The sequence below is a fragment of the Cupriavidus sp. MEYA8 genome, assembly GCF_059278825.1.
This window is the reverse complement of record NZ_CM181221.1, coordinates 2,452,346-2,467,501: the sequence shown is the minus strand read 5'-3', so window position 1 is coordinate 2,467,501 and position 15,156 is coordinate 2,452,346. Positions and strand designations below refer to the sequence as shown.

The 15,156-nt window shown below is 66.0% G+C and carries 15 protein-coding genes and 1 tRNA gene; 10 read left to right on the top strand and 6 right to left on the bottom strand.

The window, feature by feature from the left end:
* The first annotated feature begins 99 nt into the window (after positions 1-99).
* The 5 genes from folC (at position 100) to AC5WJ1_RS11430 (ending at position 5,907) form a co-directional block, all read left to right on the top strand.
* Complete coding sequence (folC, locus tag AC5WJ1_RS11450) at positions 100-1,410, top strand: bifunctional tetrahydrofolate synthase/dihydrofolate synthase (RefSeq protein WP_133095498.1); 1,311 nt, start codon at positions 100-102, stop codon at positions 1,408-1,410.
* A 67-nt stretch (positions 1,411-1,477) separates the two neighbouring features.
* Positions 1,478-2,200 carry an SPOR domain-containing protein gene (locus AC5WJ1_RS11445; protein ID WP_494476087.1) on the top strand — a complete coding sequence of 241 codons (723 nt, stop codon included), beginning with the start codon at positions 1,478-1,480 and terminating at the stop codon, positions 2,198-2,200.
* Positions 2,201-2,242: 42 nt separating this feature from the next.
* Positions 2,243-2,740: a CvpA family protein gene (locus AC5WJ1_RS11440; protein ID WP_029046270.1), complete on the top strand. Its 498-nt coding sequence runs from the start codon at positions 2,243-2,245 to the stop codon at positions 2,738-2,740.
* A gap of 109 nt (positions 2,741-2,849) precedes the next feature.
* Complete coding sequence (purF, locus tag AC5WJ1_RS11435; RefSeq protein WP_133095500.1) at positions 2,850-4,379, top strand: amidophosphoribosyltransferase; 1,530 nt, start codon at positions 2,850-2,852, stop codon at positions 4,377-4,379.
* A 322-nt stretch (positions 4,380-4,701) separates the two neighbouring features.
* Positions 4,702-5,907: an O-succinylhomoserine sulfhydrylase gene (locus AC5WJ1_RS11430; RefSeq protein ID WP_133095501.1), complete on the top strand. Its 1,206-nt coding sequence runs from the start codon at positions 4,702-4,704 to the stop codon at positions 5,905-5,907.
* 24 nt (positions 5,908-5,931) lie between these two features.
* On the opposite strand, the gene AC5WJ1_RS11425 is transcribed toward AC5WJ1_RS11430, so the two are convergent.
* The 4 genes from AC5WJ1_RS11425 to rpsU all read right to left on the bottom strand — a co-directional run bounded on the left by AC5WJ1_RS11425 (position 5,932) and on the right by rpsU (position 8,517).
* Positions 5,932-6,222: a hypothetical protein gene (locus AC5WJ1_RS11425; protein ID WP_240745887.1), complete on the bottom strand. Its 291-nt coding sequence runs from the start codon at positions 6,220-6,222 to the stop codon at positions 5,932-5,934.
* 90 nt (positions 6,223-6,312) lie between these two features.
* Complete coding sequence (locus AC5WJ1_RS11420) at positions 6,313-7,194, bottom strand: ABC transporter permease (protein WP_133095502.1); 882 nt, start codon at positions 7,192-7,194, stop codon at positions 6,313-6,315.
* A 13-nt stretch (positions 7,195-7,207) separates the two neighbouring features.
* A complete protein-coding gene (nodI, locus tag AC5WJ1_RS11415; protein ID WP_205751667.1) occupies positions 7,208-8,164 on the bottom strand; it encodes a nodulation factor ABC transporter ATP-binding protein NodI in 957 nt (318 codons plus the stop codon).
* 140 nt (positions 8,165-8,304) lie between these two features.
* Positions 8,305-8,517, bottom strand: a complete 213-nt coding sequence (gene rpsU, locus AC5WJ1_RS11410) for a 30S ribosomal protein S21 (RefSeq protein WP_010814647.1) — start codon at positions 8,515-8,517, stop codon at positions 8,305-8,307.
* Positions 8,518-9,005: 488 nt separating this feature from the next.
* On the opposite strand from rpsU, the gene AC5WJ1_RS11405 reads away from it, so the two are divergent.
* From AC5WJ1_RS11405 to AC5WJ1_RS11385, 5 genes are all read left to right on the top strand, one after another.
* On the top strand, positions 9,006-9,395 hold the full coding sequence (locus tag AC5WJ1_RS11405) for a cupin domain-containing protein (RefSeq protein ID WP_135705578.1): 390 nt from the start codon (positions 9,006-9,008) through the stop codon (positions 9,393-9,395).
* Positions 9,396-9,443: 48 nt separating this feature from the next.
* Entirely contained in the window at positions 9,444-10,421 is a 978-nt protein-coding gene (locus tag AC5WJ1_RS11400; protein WP_135705577.1) for a Bug family tripartite tricarboxylate transporter substrate binding protein, read from the top strand.
* Between the two features lie 20 nt (positions 10,422-10,441).
* The gene (locus tag AC5WJ1_RS11395; RefSeq protein ID WP_494476086.1) at positions 10,442-11,608 is read left to right on the top strand and encodes an acyl-CoA dehydrogenase family protein; all 1,167 of its coding nucleotides are present in this window, start codon (positions 10,442-10,444) and stop codon (positions 11,606-11,608) included.
* Positions 11,609-11,621: 13 nt separating this feature from the next.
* Positions 11,622-12,776 (top strand): CaiB/BaiF CoA transferase family protein, encoded by a 1,155-nt coding sequence (locus AC5WJ1_RS11390; RefSeq protein ID WP_135705575.1) that lies wholly within the window; start codon positions 11,622-11,624, stop codon positions 12,774-12,776.
* Between the two features lie 84 nt (positions 12,777-12,860).
* The gene (locus AC5WJ1_RS11385; protein ID WP_133095508.1) at positions 12,861-13,628 is read left to right on the top strand and encodes an IclR family transcriptional regulator; all 768 of its coding nucleotides are present in this window, start codon (positions 12,861-12,863) and stop codon (positions 13,626-13,628) included.
* Positions 13,629-13,747: 119 nt separating this feature from the next.
* On the opposite strand, the gene AC5WJ1_RS11380 is transcribed toward AC5WJ1_RS11385, so the two are convergent.
* Together AC5WJ1_RS11380 and AC5WJ1_RS11375 are read right to left on the bottom strand one after the other, a co-directional pair.
* Positions 13,748-13,823 (bottom strand) — tRNA-Asn (locus AC5WJ1_RS11380).
* Between the two features lie 210 nt (positions 13,824-14,033).
* On the bottom strand, positions 14,034-15,143 hold the full coding sequence (locus tag AC5WJ1_RS11375) for an NAD(P)/FAD-dependent oxidoreductase (protein WP_133095509.1): 1,110 nt from the start codon (positions 15,141-15,143) through the stop codon (positions 14,034-14,036).
* Positions 15,144-15,156: the final 13 nt, after the last annotated feature.

Below are 15,156 nucleotides of genomic sequence, written 5' to 3'. Positions count from 1 at the left end.
ACGCGCCTTTCGCCTTTTCTGGACGCCAGCGGCGCCGGCACTTGACTTTGCGCCCGCCTGCCCGAATCTGGTAGCAAACGCTTTCCTCGCACACCTGAAATGCCTGTCTTCCATACGCTGCCCGAATGGCTTACCCATCTCGAAACCGCCCACCCCGTGGGCATCGACATGGGCCTGACGCGCATCACGCGCGTCAAGGAAGCCCTCGGGCTGCGCATCGACGCCACGGTCTTCACCGTGGGTGGCACCAACGGCAAGGGTTCGACCTGCGCCATGCTTGAGCGCATCCTGCTGGAGGCGGGCTACAAGGTGGGCTGCCATACCTCGCCGCACCTGATCTCGTTCAACGAGCGGGCGCGCCTCAATGGCGAGATGGCGACCGACGCGCAGCTGCTGCCGCACTTCGAGGCGGTCGAGCGCGCGCGCAACAGCTTTGCCGACCCGGTCAGCCTGACCTACTTCGAGTTCACCACGCTGGCGATCATCCATTTCTTCGCGGCTTCCGGCCTGGACGCGATCATCCTCGAAGTCGGGCTGGGCGGCCGCCTGGATGCGACCAATGTGATCGATACCGACTGCGCCATCGTCACCAGCGTCGATATCGACCACACCCAGTACCTGGGCAACACGCGCGAGGAAATCGGCTTTGAAAAGGCCGGCATCTTCCGCCCGGGCGTGCCGGCGGTCTGCGGCGACCCGGTGCCGCCCAAGTCGCTGGTGGCGCATGCCGAAGCCATCGGCGCCGAGCTGTGGCTGGTGGGCCGCGATTTCCACTTCCACGCGGCCAAGGGCCAGGAACGCCAGCAATGGGACTGGAGCGGTGGCGGGCGCAAGCTCAATGGCCTGGGCTACCCCGCGCTGCGCGGCGCCAACCAGCTGCTGAACGCCGCCGCCGTGCTGGCCGCGCTGCAGGCCATGCGCCCGCAATTGCCGGTGAGCGCGCAGGAAGTGCGCAACGGGCTGGCGTTCGTCGAGCTGCCGGGACGCTTCCAGGTGCTGCCGGGACGGCCCGCGGTGATCCTCGATGTGGCGCATAATCCGCATGCGGCCGCCACGCTGGGGCAGAACCTGGAGAACATGGGCTTCTTCCGCTACACCTATGCGGTGTTCGGCGCGATGCAGGACAAGGATATTGCCGGCGTGCTGCAGCATGTGGCCGACAAGGTCGACCACTGGTGCCTGTGCGACCTGCCGACCGAGCGCGCCGCCAGCGCCGCCGACGTGCTGGCGACACTTGAGGGGGGCGGTTTCCGCGCCGGCCCCGACGCCACCGCCGCCTGCTTTTCCAGTCCGGAGGCGGCATTCCGCGACGCCATGGAGAGAGCGACCGAGAATGATAGAATTCTGGTCTTCGGATCGTTCTATACCGTCGCCGGCGTGATGGCCTACCGGGCCACCCAAGCCAACTGACCTGGCACTGAGCGGCAAACGCAACGACCGGCCCCTGCCTGAGGGGGCTGTCGCACCGAACCAATCTATGGGCCTGCTTTCGCTGTTTTCTTCCCGCAAGGGCAACGACCCGGCACCGGAGCGTGCGCGCCGCCAGCGCAACGACCCCGGTGCAGGCATCGCCTCGTCGAGCCGTCTCGCCGACGAATATGCCGACGACACGCTGGACCCTGAATTCCCGCAGAAGCAGCGCGCGCGCCGCCGCCTGATCGGCGCCGTGGTGCTGGTGGTGGCCGCGGTGATCGTGTTGCCGATCGTGTTCGAGACCAAGCCGCGCCCGGTGGCCGACGATGTCGCGGTCAAGGTGAGCGGCGGGCAGGGCAGCAGCAAGCCCCGCGTCGAGCCGCGCAAGGCCGACCCGCTGCCGCCGGCGCCGGCGGCCCGCAGCGACGCGGCGGCGCTCGATGCCGGCGAGGAAATCGTCAATACGGCGGACAAGCCCGCCGACAAGCCCATCCAGCGCGCCGAGGCCAAGCCCGACGCTAAGCCCGAAGCCAAGCCTGAGGCCAAGCCCCAGGGCAGCGGCAAGTACCTGATCCTGATCGGCGCGTTCTCGTCGGAAGAGAAGGCGAAGACCTGGCTGGCCAAGCTCAAGGCGAGCAAGGTGCCGGCCTATGTGGAAAAGAAAGTGCTGGCCGACGGCGAGCGCATCCTGCTGCGCGCCGGTCCCTTCAGCGACCGCGACGCCGCCGATGCCGCCGACAAGCGCGTGCGCGCGGCGGGCCTGACCTCGAAGGTAATCGAACAGTAAGGGCTAGCGCTGCCTGGCGCATGGGCGCGGCAGCGAGCAACGATGCAGCCGACTTTCTTCGACTACGCCGTGGTCTTCATCCTGCTGGCCTCGGGCGCGCTGGGCGTGCTGCGCGGCCTGGTGCGCGAGGTGCTGTCGCTGATCGGCTGGGTGGTGGCGTTCTGGGTCGCGTTCCGCTACGGCGCGGTGGCCGCGGGCTGGATGCCCGAGTCGCTGCCCGGCGGCGAGCTGGCACGCCACGCGCTGGGTTTCGTGGTGCTGCTGATCGGCACCGTGCTCGGGGCGTCGCTGGCCGGCATGGTGGTCGGGCAGTTGCTGGAGAGCACGGGCCTCAAGCCGGCGGACCGCGGGCTCGGGCTGGTGTTCGGATTGCTGCGCGGCGCGCTGCTGGTGATGGTGATGGTGACGCTCGCCAGCCTGACGAAATTGCCGGAAGAACCGTTCTGGCGCGATGCGGTGAGCCGTCCCTATGTGATGCAGGCCATGGAATCGGTAAAGCCATGGCTGCCGCCGGAGCTGGCGAAGTACGTCAAGACATGACATGAAGCCGGGCATGGTGCCCGGCCAGTAGTACGCAGGCCTTGCGGTCCGGAAGGTTAGCCGGACCAGGCTGCGCCCCCTGATTCAAAGCCTTTCCTGGGAGCTTGGCATGTGCGGTATCGTCGGTGTGGTTTCAGCCACGCCTGTCAACCAACTGATTTACGACAGCCTGCTGTTGTTGCAACACCGCGGACAGGATGCTGCCGGCATCGCCACCGCCAACGGCAGTACTTTCCACATGTACAAGGCCAACGGCCTGGTGCGCGACGTCTTCCGTACCCGCAACATGCGCGGCCTGCCGGGCACCGCGGGCATCGGCCAGGTGCGCTACCCGACCGCCGGCTCGGCCTCGAGCGAGGAAGAGGCGCAGCCGTTCTACGTCAACGCCCCGTACGGCATCATCCTGGCGCATAACGGCAACCTGACCAACTGGCAACAGCTGCGCGAGGAAATGTTCCGCCGCGATCGTCGCCATATCAACACCCACTCCGACACCGAAGTGCTGCTGAACGTGCTGGCCGACGAGCTGCAGCGCGCCAGCAACGGCATGGCGCTGGACCCGGAAACCATCTTCAAGGCCGTTGCGGGCATGCACCGCCGCGTGCGCGGCTCGTACGCCATCGCGGCGCAGATCGCCGGCTACGGCATGCTGGCGGTGCGCGATCCGTTCGGCATCCGCCCGCTGTGCCTGGGCAGCGTCGAGACGCCGTCGGGCAAGGAGTGGATGGTTGCCTCCGAATCGGTGGCGCTGGAAGGCATCGGCTACAAGTTCGAGCGCGACGTGGCTGCGGGCGAGGCCATCTTCATCGACCTGGACGGCAAGCTCTACAGCAAGCAGTGCGCCGACAACCCGGCGCTGACGTCCTGCATTTTCGAGTACGTCTACCTGGCCCGCCCGGATTCGTGCATCGATGGCGTACCGGTCTACGACGCGCGCCTGCGCATGGGCGACTACCTGGCCGAGAAGATCCGCCAGGAAGTGTCGGCCGGCGACATCGACGTGGTGATGCCGATCCCCGACTCCAGCCGCCCGGCCGCGATGCAGGTGGCCAACCGCCTGGGCGTGAACTACCGCGAAGGTTTCTTCAAGAACCGCTACGTCGGCCGTACCTTCATCATGCCCGGCCAGGCAGTGCGCAAGAAGTCGGTGCGCCAGAAGCTCAACGCCATGGGCGTCGAGTTCAAGGGCAAGAACGTGCTGATCGTCGATGACTCGATCGTGCGCGGCACCACCTCGTTCGAGATCGTGCAGATGGCGCGCGACGCCGGCGCCAACAAGGTGATCTTCGCCTCGGCCGCGCCGCCGGTGAAGTTCCCCAACGTGTACGGCATCGACATGCCGACCCGCAGTGAACTGGTGGCGCACGGCCGCACGCACGAAGAGATCGCAAAGATCATCGGCGCGGACAAGCTCGTGTACCAGGAGGTGGAAGCGATGAAGCAGGCGGTGCGCGACATCAATCCGGCGCTGAAGGACTTCGATGCTTCGTGCTTCGATGGCCGCTACGTCACCGGCGATATCGACGAGGCCTACCTGGACCGCCTGGAAACCGCGCGCAGCCAGGCCGACCGCGACGGCACCGCGGCCGACACCGAGCGCTCGGCGCTGCACCTGCAGCGCTCGGGCAACAACGAGTAAGCCGCAAGCCTGTCCCGCGGCATGTCCGTTCGTTGACGGATGCGACGCCCGGCCGTAACATGGCCGGGCGTCGATTTGATAGTCAGCTTGCGGACGCGGGTCCAGCCCGAAACAGCTAAAGAGATGGTGGCCGGCAAGATTCGCCAATGCGCACAGTGCTGCGCAACGCGTCCACCCATCGCCACAGCCTGCCGAAGGCCGCCGCAGAACAGCAAGCCCGTCGATCCGACCATCCGATCGCACGGGCTTTTTTCATGGCCGGCCGCCTTGCCGCGGCGGGCCGCAACCATTGCATTCGCGCGGGTACGACCGCGCCACCAGCATGAACGAACCGCTCAATCCTGAATCGCTCGGCATCGATACCCTTGGCGTGCGCGCCGGCACGCTGCGCAGCGAGTTCATGGAGCATTCCGAGGCCATTTACCTGACCTCGAGCTTCTGCTTCAACAGCGCCGCCGAGGCCGCCGAACGCTTTGCCAACTCGGAAGAGGGCTTCACCTATTCACGCTTCACCAACCCGACCGTGTCGATGTTCCAGTCGCGGCTGGCCGCGCTGGAAGGGGCGCAGGCCTGCATGGCCACGGCGTCGGGCATGAGCGCGATCCTGTCGGTGGTGCTGTCGTCGATGCAGGCGGGCGATCACCTGGTCAGCTCGCGCGCGATCTTCGGTTCGACCATGACGCTGTTCAACAATATCTTCGGCAAGTTCGGCGTGGAGACGACCTTTGTCGATCCGACCGACCTCGAGGCGTGGCGCGCGGCGGTGCGGCCGAACACGAAGCTGTTCTTCCTGGAGACGCCGTCGAATCCGCTGACCGAAGTGGCCGACATCGCGGCCGTGGCGGACATTGCCCACAACGCCAATGCGCTGCTGGTGGTCGACAACTGCTTCTGCTCGCCCGCGCTGCAGCAGCCGATGAAGTTCGGCGCCGACATCGTGGTGCATTCCGCCACCAAGCATATCGATGGCCAGGGCCGCGTGCTGGGCGGCGCGGTGCTGGGCTCGCACGATTTCATCATGGGCAAGGTGTTCCCGTTTGTGCGCACCGCCGGCCCGACGCTGTCGGCGTTCAACGCGTGGGTACTGCTCAAGGGCATGGAGACGCTGGCGATCCGCATGGAGCGCCATTCGTCCAGCGCGCTGGCGCTGGCGCAGTTCCTGGAGTCGCATCCGGCCGTGGCGCGCGTGTTCCACCCGGCGCTGCAGTCGCACCCGCAGCACGAGATTGCCATGCGTCAGCAGAGCGGTGGCGGCGCGATCGTTTCGTTCGAGCTGAAGGGCGCCACGCCCGAGCAGCAGCGCGCCAACGCCTGGCGCGTGATCGACAACACGCGTCTGTGCTCGATCACCGGAAACCTGGGCGATACCCGCACCACCATCACGCACCCGTACACCACCACGCATGCACGCGTGAGCCCGGAGGCCAAGGCGGCCGCAGGCGTGGGCGAAGGGCTGATCCGGCTGGCGGTGGGGCTGGAATCGGTCGAGGACCTGAAGGCCGACCTGCTGCGCGGCCTGGGCGAGTAAGACAGCCTGCGAGGCTGCCCGCGCTTACGGTGCTTCCTGCGCCGGCGGCGGATCGTCGCTGCCGGCCACCGCTTTCACGCCGGCAGCGGTGATGTCGTAAGTAGTACCTACTGCGGTCGAGGCCACGCTGACCGCGGCGGAACCGACGGTTGCCACGGTCGAAACCGCGGCACTGCCCACGGCCATCACCATGCAGCCGCCCAGCGAAAAGGTAGCCAACGCGGCCCCCAACGCCAAGGCAACGCGCTGCAAGGTGGCGGGTTCTCCGCTATCGTTGCGCACGGTACGCTGCAACGGGAAATTTCGGTATGGCATGGACACTGCTGGCCCTGGCAGGGCTGTTCGAAGTGGTGTGGGCAATCGGGCTCAAGCTGGTGGGCAGCGCCTGAGCCCGCGCGTGCAACCTCAGCGCAACATCCGCCGGCGCAGCAGCACCAGCGAAACCACCAGCGCGGCCACCGCATAGGCTGCGAGCACGGCAAGATGCAGGCTGGCGCCTTCCACGGGCCGGCCCAGCATCAGCGGCCGGATCAGATCGACCGCGTGCGCCAGCGGCAGCAGCCTGGTGGCCGCCTGCACGCCTTCGGGCAATTGCTCCACCGGAAAGAACACGCCCGACAGCAGCAGCATCGGCGTCATCGCCAGCGTCTGGTAGAACATAAAGAAGTCGTAGCTGGGCGCCAGCGCGGTGACGATCATCGCCAGCGCGGCGAAGGCAATGCCGGCCAGCACGATCACCGGCAGCGCCAGCAGCGCGCCCGGCATTTGCGCATAGCCCAGCGCGGCCGCCACCAGCATGATCGCCAGGCCCGACAGCACCGCCTTGCTGGCCGCCCAGAAGATCTCGCCCAGCACCACGTCGCCCAATGTCAGCGGCGCGTGCATGATCGCTTCCCAGGTGCGCTGCACGTGCATGCGCGAGAAGGCGGAGTACATCGACTCGAAGCTGGCCGACATCATCACGCTCGATGCGGTGGTGCCGGCGGCGAGGAAGGCGATGTACGACACGCCGTTGACCTGGCCCACCATCAGCCCCAGCCCGAGGCCGAGGCCGAACAGGTAGATCATCGGATCGGCCAGGTTGCCGATCATCGACGGGATGGCCAGCTTCCTCCACACCAGGTAGTTGCGGTACCAGACCATCATCCAGTTGCGCATGTTGCGTGGCAGCAGCGGCTGTGGATAGGTCTGGCGCGCGGCCGGGCCAGCGCTCCGGGTGGCGATGGCGGGCGTGTCGGAGGTGTCGGAGGTGTCGGAGGTGTCGGTGCGGGGATCCTGTTCGCTCATGTCAGTCCCTGGTTCAGTCCCGCATCTCGCGGCCGGTCAGCTTGAGGAACACGTCCTCCAGGTTGGCCGGGCGGTGCAGGTAGCGCACGCCGTTCTTGCCGTGCAGCGCCGCCAGCAGCGGGGCGGGCTCGCGCACGTAGCAGAACAGCGTCTCGCCGCTCATTTCGGTGCGCTGCGCCAGCGGTGTCAGCGTGCCGCGCAGCGTGCCCAGTTCATCGCCGTAGACCTCGACCACATCGCAGCCGATCTGGCTGTCGATCAGCTCGTGCGGCTTGCCTTCCGCGATCTTGCGCCCGCCGTCGATCACGCACAGGTAGTTGCACAGCCGTTCGGCTTCTTCCATGAAGTGCGTAGTCAGCAGGATGGTCTTGCCACTCGCCATCAGCGACTTCAGGCGCTCCCAGATCAGGTGGCGCGCCTGCGGGTCCAGTCCGGTGGTGGGCTCGTCCATCACCAGCAGGTCGGGATCGTTGATCAGCGCGCGCGCCACCGTCAGGCGCCGGCGCATGCCGCCGGAGAGGTCGCGCACCTGCGCGTCGGCACGGTTTTCCAGCCGGGCAAATTCCAGCAGCTTCGGCACCCGGCGCTCGATCTCGGTCGATGACAGCCCGAAGTAACGCCCGAAGATGCGCAGGTTCTCGATCACCGAGAAATCCGGGTCGAGGTTGTCGAACTGCGGCACCACGCCCACGCGCATGCGCGCCTGCGGCGCGCGCTCGGGGATGGGCTCGCCGCATAGCATCAGCGTGCCGGCCATCGGCGTGGTCAGGCCCAGCAGCAGGCGCAGCGTGGTGGTCTTGCCGGCGCCGTTGGGGCCGAGCAGGCCAAAGCACTGGCCGCGAAACACCTGGAGATCGAGGTCATCGACGACGACCGTATCGCCGTATTGCTTGCGCACCTTGCGCAACTCGAGGATGGCAGTCAAGGCAGGGTCCGGTGGGCGCCCAAAAGGGGGCGCAATATCCGCCATTATGCCGGGCATCGGCGCAACGCTCAGGTGGCGCAGTGCAGCAAAGGCCGCCAGCCTGGGGCGCGACCCGGACGCACGTTTCGTGCAGGCATAAAAAAACCGCCAGCGAACTGGCGGTTTTTTTACGAAGCTTGCCCGAATCAGTACATCTTCTTCGGCAGCATTTGCATGCGCAGGCGCTTGCGCAGGCGTGCTTCGGCGGCCTTCTTCTTGCGCTTGCGCTCGGTCGTCGGCTTCTCGTAAGCGGTACGGCTCTTGAGTTCAACGATCAGGCCAGTCTGCAGAATGGCACGACGGAAACGCCGCATTGCAACTTCAACGGGCTCACCGGGTTTCAAGACGATCTTAGTCAATTCAGTCCTTTAGGGGATTGCCGCGGTAGCGGCTGGTTCACACGGGGGGAAACTGCTGTCGCCGGAGCGACTGGTATTGCACGCTGGGCTTGTGCCCGGTGCGCCCCCGCGAACCTGAAAGATGTGGACGTTTCAGTCCGTGCAACCAGTGTCAGGGGTGATAGCGCCAGGCCCGGATATAACTTGGAGCCTGACAGTACCGGTTTCCATGAATGCTATACGCCCGTAACTATGGCACGTATACGACGCACCTGTCAAGAATGGCGTTCGATCGGCGCCGTAGGAAAGGCCGGCAAGCCGCGAATTATCCGCATTTTTTCGCTTGTCCACCAGCCCACCCGGAATCGCGGGTGATGGCCCAAGCGCTGCCTACCGGTAAACCCGCAAGATGCCTGAAATTGTTTGACGATTAAATTCATATGTATAAACTAAGATTCATAGATATGAATTACTCGCCCAGTACGGCGAGATCCACACAGGAGAGCAGCGTGCCGCAACCCCCGGTTTATTTCATCTCGACCGAAGAGGTCGAGGGCTACCACCCCGCCAACCACGTCGGCACGCTGAACCGCCGGCTGATCGGCCCCGAGACCGTGGGTTCGCGCCACCTGGAAGTGATTCACGGCACCATCGAGAAAGGCAAGGGCGCGCTGCCTCACGCGCACCCCGGCATCGAGCAGGTGTGCTACGTGCTGGAAGGCCGGGCCGTCGCAGAAGTCGGCGGCCAGCGCAAGGAACTGGGACCGGGCGATTGCTGCTTCTTCCCGCCGGACGAGATGCATGTGTTCACGGTGGTAAGCGAAGAGCCGGCCAGGATCCTGGTGATCTATTCCCCACCGTACGAGGAATCGCCCGAGCGTGTGACACGGCCCGCCTGAGACGCGGCCGGCCACGGCAAGAATTCATATAACGACAGGAGACAGACCGTGAAGTGCTTCAAGACCGCTTTCGCCAGCCTGGTGGTGGGATTTGCCGCCGCGCTGCTTGCAACACCGGCGCCGGCCGCCGATGAATTTCCGTCCAGGCCGCTGCGCCTGGTGGTCCCGTTCGCAGCCGGCAGCGGCACCGATGCGGTGGCCCGGCTGACCGCCAAGTACCTGGGCGAAGCGCTGCAGCAGCCGGTGGTGGTCGACAACAAGCCGGGCGCCAACGGCACCATCGCCGCCGAGTTCGTCGCCAAGGCGCCGGCCGACGGCTATACGCTGTTCATGACCACCAACACCACGCATTCGGCCAACCCGTCGCTGATGAAACAGCTGCGCTACGACCCGGTCAAGGACTTCACGCCGGTCTCGCGCATGGGCAACCTGCCGTTCATGCTGGTGGTCAACCCGCAATTGCCGGTGAAGACGCTGCGCGAATTCATCGACTACGCCAGGGCGCATCCTGGCATGAGCTACGCGAGCGGCAACAGCACCGGCATCGTCGCCGGCGCGACGCTGTCGAAGATGGCGGGCCTGAAGATGCTGCACGTGCCGTACAAGAGCACGCCGCCGGCGATGACCGACGTGATGGGCGGCCAGGTGCAGGCGATGTTCGTCGACTTTGCCGCGGGCATCGCCAATGTGCGCGCCGGCAAGCTGCGCGCGCTGGCGGTGACCACCGTGCAACGCAGTGCGCTGCTGCCGGACCTGCCGCCGGTCGGCAGCGCGCCCGAGCTTAAGGGTTTCGACATCACGTCCTGGAATGGCGTATTCGCACCCGCCGGCGTGCCGGCGCCCGTGGTGGAGCGCCTCAACCGCGAGCTGGTTGCCATCGCCACCAGCAAGCAGCATGCCGCACAGTTCCACGCGCTGGGCTTCGAGCCCTTCGGCAGCACGCCCGCCGAGCTGAACCAGTTTGTCGTGGCCGAACTGCAGAAGTGGTCGCGGCTGGTGAAGGACGCGGGCATCCAGCCGGAATAAACAACCTGACAGGCAATCTCATGAATTTCGATCTCTCCGAAGAACAGGCATCGATCGTCGAAGCCGTGCAGCAGGTCTGCACGCAGTTCGACATGGAGTACTGGGACCGCCTCGACAAGTCCGGCACCTATCCGCACGAGTTCTACAAGACCCTGTGCGAGGGCGGCTGGCTGGGCGTGGCGATGCCCGAGGCATTCGGCGGCGCCGGTCTCGGCATCCTGGAAGCGGCGCTGGTGATGCAGACCATCTCGCAGTCGGGCGCGGGCATGACCGGCGCGTCGGCGGTGCATATGAACGTGTTCGGCCTGAACCCGGTGGTGGTGTTCGGCACCGAAGAGCAGAAGGGCCGCTTCCTGCCGCCGCTGATCGCCGGCGAGGAAAAGGCCTGCTTTGGCGTGACCGAGCCCGATGCGGGCCTGGACACCACCAAGCTCAAGACTTTCGCGCGCAAGGTGCCGGGCGGCTATTCGGTGAGCGGGCGCAAGATCTGGATCTCGACCGCGCAGGTGGCCGACCGCATGCTGTTGCTGGCGCGCACGACGCCGCTGGAGCAGGTGAAGAAATCGACCGAAGGCCTGTCGCTGTTCTACACGAAGGTGGACCGCAGCCGCATCGAGATCCGCGAGATCGACAAGATGGGCCGCGCCGCCGTCGATACCAACATGCTGTTCATCGACGACCTGTACATCCCGGAAGAAGACCGGATCGGCGAAGAGGGCAAGGGCTTCGAATACATCCTTCATGGCCTGAACCCCGAGCGCATCCTGATCGCCGCCGAAGCCATCGGACTGGGCCGCGCCGCGCTGGCAATCGCCACGCAGTACGCCAAGGAGCGCGTGGTCTTCGGCCGCCCGATCGGCATGAACCAGGGCGTCCAGCACCCGCTGGCGCAGGCGTGGATGCAGCTGGAATCGGCCAACCTGATGATGCTGAAGGCCGCCGCGCGCTACGACGCGGGGCAGTCCTGCGGGGCCGAGGCCAACGCCGCCAAGTACCTCGCCGCCGAGGCTGGCCACAACGCCTGCCAGACCGCGATCCTGACGCTGGGCGGCATGGGCTATTCGCGCGAATACCGCGTCGAGCGCCTGCTGCGCGAATCGTATATCCCGCGCATCGCGCCGGTCAGCCCGCAGCTGATCATGTGCTTTATCGCCGAGCGTGTGCTGGGTTTGCCCAAGTCGTACTGAACGGGAGGTGACGATGCAAGACAAAGCGCCTCCCGCGACCGGGCCACTGGCGGGCGTGCGGGTGATCGACATGACCTCGGTCGCGATGGGGCCGTACGCCACGCAGATCCTCGGCGACATGGGCGCCGAGGTGATCAAGGTCGAAGCGCCCGCCGGCGATGTGTTCCGCCATGCCGAGCCGGCGCGCCACGCCGCGATGGGCGCCAGCTTCCTCAACCTGAACCGCAACAAGCAGTTTGTCGTGCTCGACGTCAAGCAGCCGGAGGACCTGGCCGAGCTGAAGTCGCTGATCGCCACGGCCGATGTCTTCGTCTCCAACGTGAGGCCGCAGTCGTTGCGCAAGCTCGGCCTGGACTATGCCTCGCTGCGTGCGGATCATCCGCGGCTGATCTATTGCGGCGCCTATGGCTATTCGGAGGAGGGCCCGTATGCCGGCGCGCCGGCCTTCGACGACATCATCCAGGCGCGCAGCGGGATGGCGCAGTTCCAGGGCGCCAACTCGAACGAGGGGCCGCAGTACGTGAACACCATCCTGGCGGACAAGGTCGCCGGCCTCACCGTCGCCTATGCGATCCCGATGGCGCTGTATGAGCGCGAGCGGTCGGGGCAGGGGCAGGCCATCGAGGTGCCGATGTTCGAAACGCTGGTGTCCTTCCTCGCCACCGAGCAGCTGGCCGGGCAGACCTTCGTGCCGCCGCTCGGCCCTGCCGGCTATCCGCGCGTGATGTCGGCCCACCGCAAGCCGTACCGCACCAGCGACGGCCATCTCGCGCTGCTGCCCTATACCAGCGCGCAATGGCTGCGCTTTTTCGACCTGTCAGGCCATGCCGGACTGGCGCGCGACCCGCGCTATGCGACCCCAGCCGCGCGCAGCGCCAATATCGACGCGCTCTACGCCACGCTGGCCGAGATCGTCGCGCAGCGCACCACCGCGGAGTGGCTGGCGTTGCTGCGCGATGCCGATATCCCGCACAGCGAGCTGCCGCATTTCGACACCCTGGTGGATGACCCGCACCTGCGCGCCACCGGCATGATGTTCGAATACGACCATCCGAGCGAAGGGCGACTGCGGGGTGTCGGCATCCCCACACGGTTCTCGCGCACGCCGGGCAATATCCGTAGCTGGCCGGAAGGTCTGCCACAGGCGCAGGACGGCACCGGTACCTGATCCGGCCGCACCGGGATCCGCGGGTGCCGTTCCCACGCCGCGTACAATTCCGGCCAAAGCACACGGAAGTCGAGGAAGCCCACGATGGCAGAAAACGAAGCGGCGGAAAAATCGGGCTACGGCAGCGTCAAGACGGCGCTGCGCGTGATCGAGATCATGGAGATCTATGCGCGCGAAGGGCGCTCGCTGACGCTGACCGAACTGGCGAAGCTGCTGGGCGCGCCGATGTCGAGCTGCCTGGGGCTGATCCGCACGCTGGCGTCGCTGGGCTACCTGTACGAAACCGGCCGCCGCCAGGGTTATTACCCCACGCGGCGGTTACTCGATATCGCCCAGCGCATCGCGCGCAACGACCCGCTGCTCGAACGGGTGCAGCCGGTGCTGGAGTCGCTGCGCGATGACACCGGCGAAACCGTGATCTTTGGCAAGCTGCAGGACGACGGCCGCGTGCTCTACCTGGAGGTGCGCGAGTCCGCCAACCCGGTGCGCTATATCGCCGCGCCGGGCGAACTGCGCGACGCGCATGTCAATTCCATCGGCCGCGCCATCCTTGGCACCATGGCCGCGGAGAGCCGCGCGGAACTGCTGGCCGGCGTTTCCTTTGCGTCGCGCACCGGGCGCACGGTGGACTCGCTGCGGGTATTCGAGGCAGCGATGCAGCAATGGCAGGCGCAGGGGTGGTATCCGAACTTCGGCGAGTCGTTCCCGGACCTGGGGGCCATCGCGATTCCGGTGTCGCTCGGCGGCGTCGTCTACGGGATGTCGGTGGCGGGGCCGCTGCATCGGGTCGAAGCCAATGCGGAGGCTATCGTCGTGGCGCTGAAGGCCGCGGGCAACACGCTGCAGGGATAAACGGAGGGAAGAGGGCAGGGGCGGCGAAGGGCAGGGGCGCTGCGGCAGCCCCGGGCGCAAGCCTCAACGAGCTACAAACGAAAAAGCCCGGTGCATTTGCACCGGGCTTCCGTATCGGTTGGCTCCCCGACCTGGGCTCGAACCAGGGACCTGCGGATTAACAGTCCGTCGCTCTACCGACTGAGCTATCGGGGAACAGCTGAGAAAGAAATTATAGCCAGTTTCTCTTTTTGCCGTCAACACCTTGCCAACATTTTGTTTGTCTTCAGGTGCTTCGGAGCGGCTGGCTGGCTGCGTCCCACGTTGGTGGTCAACAGCGAGGCCGCATTATAGCGACGGTTTTTCGTTTGTGCCAGAAAAAAACCGCCTTGCGGCGGTTTTTTCTGCGGCACCGTGCAGCGCCGTTCAGTCGAACACCGGCGATTCCACGCCCAGGACCTTGTGCAGCTTCGGCGAAGTCGTGGTGTACTGCATGTGGATCTTCTTCTCGGGGAAGATATACGGCGCAGCCCCGAACGCAGCCAGCGCGGCCTCGTGGAAGCCCGACAGGATCAGCTTCTTCTTGCCGGGGTAGGTGTTGATGTCGCCCACCGCGAAGATGCCCGGGATATTGGTCTGGAACTTCTCGGTATCCACCTTGATCTGCTTGCGCTCCAGGTCCAGGCCCCACTCGGCGATCGGGCCGAGCTTGGGCGACAGGCCGAAGAACACCAGCAGGTCGTCCAGCGGCAGGCGGCGGGTCACGCCGTCGGCACCGGTCACCTTGATCTCGGTGAGCACGCCGTCCTTCTCTTCATAGCCGCCGATCTGGCCGACCAGGAACTGCATCTCCATCTGTTCGCACAGTTCCTTCATCTTGGCCACCGAGGCCGGCGCGGCACGGAAGCCGTCGCGGCGGTGGATCATCACCACCGACTCGGCCTTGCCGACCAGGTCCAGCGTCCAGTCCAGCGCCGAGTCGCCGCCGCCGACGATGACCAGGTTGCGGCCGTGGAAGCGGCTCGGATCCTTGACGCGGTAGAACAGCTGCTTGCCGTCGAACTTGTCGAGGCCCTCGACCTTCAGCGTACGCGGCTGGAACGAGCCCACGCCGGCGGCGATGAAGATGGTCTTGGTGATAAAGCGGGTTCCGAGCGAGGTCTCGACGAAGAAGCGGCCGTCTTCACGGCGCTCCACCACGGAGACTTCCTGGCCCAGGTGGAAGGTGGGCTCGAACGGCTCGATCTGCTTGAGCAGGTTGTCGGTCAGTTCCTGGCCGGTGCAGCTGGGCACGGCCGGGATGTCGTAGATGGGCTTGTCGGGATACAGCTCCACGCACTGGCCGCCAACGACTTTCAGGGAATCGATCACGTGGGCCTTGATTTCGAGCAGGCCCAGTTCAAACACCTGGAACAGGCCCACCGGACCGGCACCGACGATCAGCGCGTCGATTTCGAGCGGCTGGCCGCCTGCGGGGCTGCCGCCCTCGACCTGCTTGGTCGTGTCGGCAACGGGATTTGGAATGCTCAAGTCCATATTCGTCCTGATA

Bases quoted from the DNA above. Each gene is read 5' to 3' on its own strand.
- folC (WP_133095498.1), top strand. From the start codon at position 100: ATGCCTGTCTTCCATACGCTGCCCGAATGGCTTACCCATCTCGAAACC.
- AC5WJ1_RS11445 (WP_494476087.1), top strand. From the start codon at position 1,478: ATGGGCCTGCTTTCGCTGTTTTCTTCCCGCAAGGGCAACGACCCGGCA.
- AC5WJ1_RS11440 (WP_029046270.1), top strand. From the start codon at position 2,243: ATGCAGCCGACTTTCTTCGACTACGCCGTGGTCTTCATCCTGCTGGCC.
- purF (WP_133095500.1), top strand. From the start codon at position 2,850: ATGTGCGGTATCGTCGGTGTGGTTTCAGCCACGCCTGTCAACCAACTG.
- AC5WJ1_RS11430 (WP_133095501.1), top strand. From the start codon at position 4,702: ATGAACGAACCGCTCAATCCTGAATCGCTCGGCATCGATACCCTTGGC.
- AC5WJ1_RS11425 (WP_240745887.1), bottom strand. From the start codon at position 6,222: ATGCCATACCGAAATTTCCCGTTGCAGCGTACCGTGCGCAACGATAGC.
- AC5WJ1_RS11420 (WP_133095502.1), bottom strand. From the start codon at position 7,194: ATGAGCGAACAGGATCCCCGCACCGACACCTCCGACACCTCCGACACC.
- nodI (WP_205751667.1), bottom strand. From the start codon at position 8,164: ATGGCGGATATTGCGCCCCCTTTTGGGCGCCCACCGGACCCTGCCTTG.
- AC5WJ1_RS11395 (WP_494476086.1), top strand. From the start codon at position 10,442: ATGAATTTCGATCTCTCCGAAGAACAGGCATCGATCGTCGAAGCCGTG.
- AC5WJ1_RS11390 (WP_135705575.1), top strand. From the start codon at position 11,622: ATGCAAGACAAAGCGCCTCCCGCGACCGGGCCACTGGCGGGCGTGCGG.
- AC5WJ1_RS11385 (WP_133095508.1), top strand. From the start codon at position 12,861: ATGGCAGAAAACGAAGCGGCGGAAAAATCGGGCTACGGCAGCGTCAAG.
- AC5WJ1_RS11375 (WP_133095509.1), bottom strand. From the start codon at position 15,143: ATGGACTTGAGCATTCCAAATCCCGTTGCCGACACGACCAAGCAGGTC.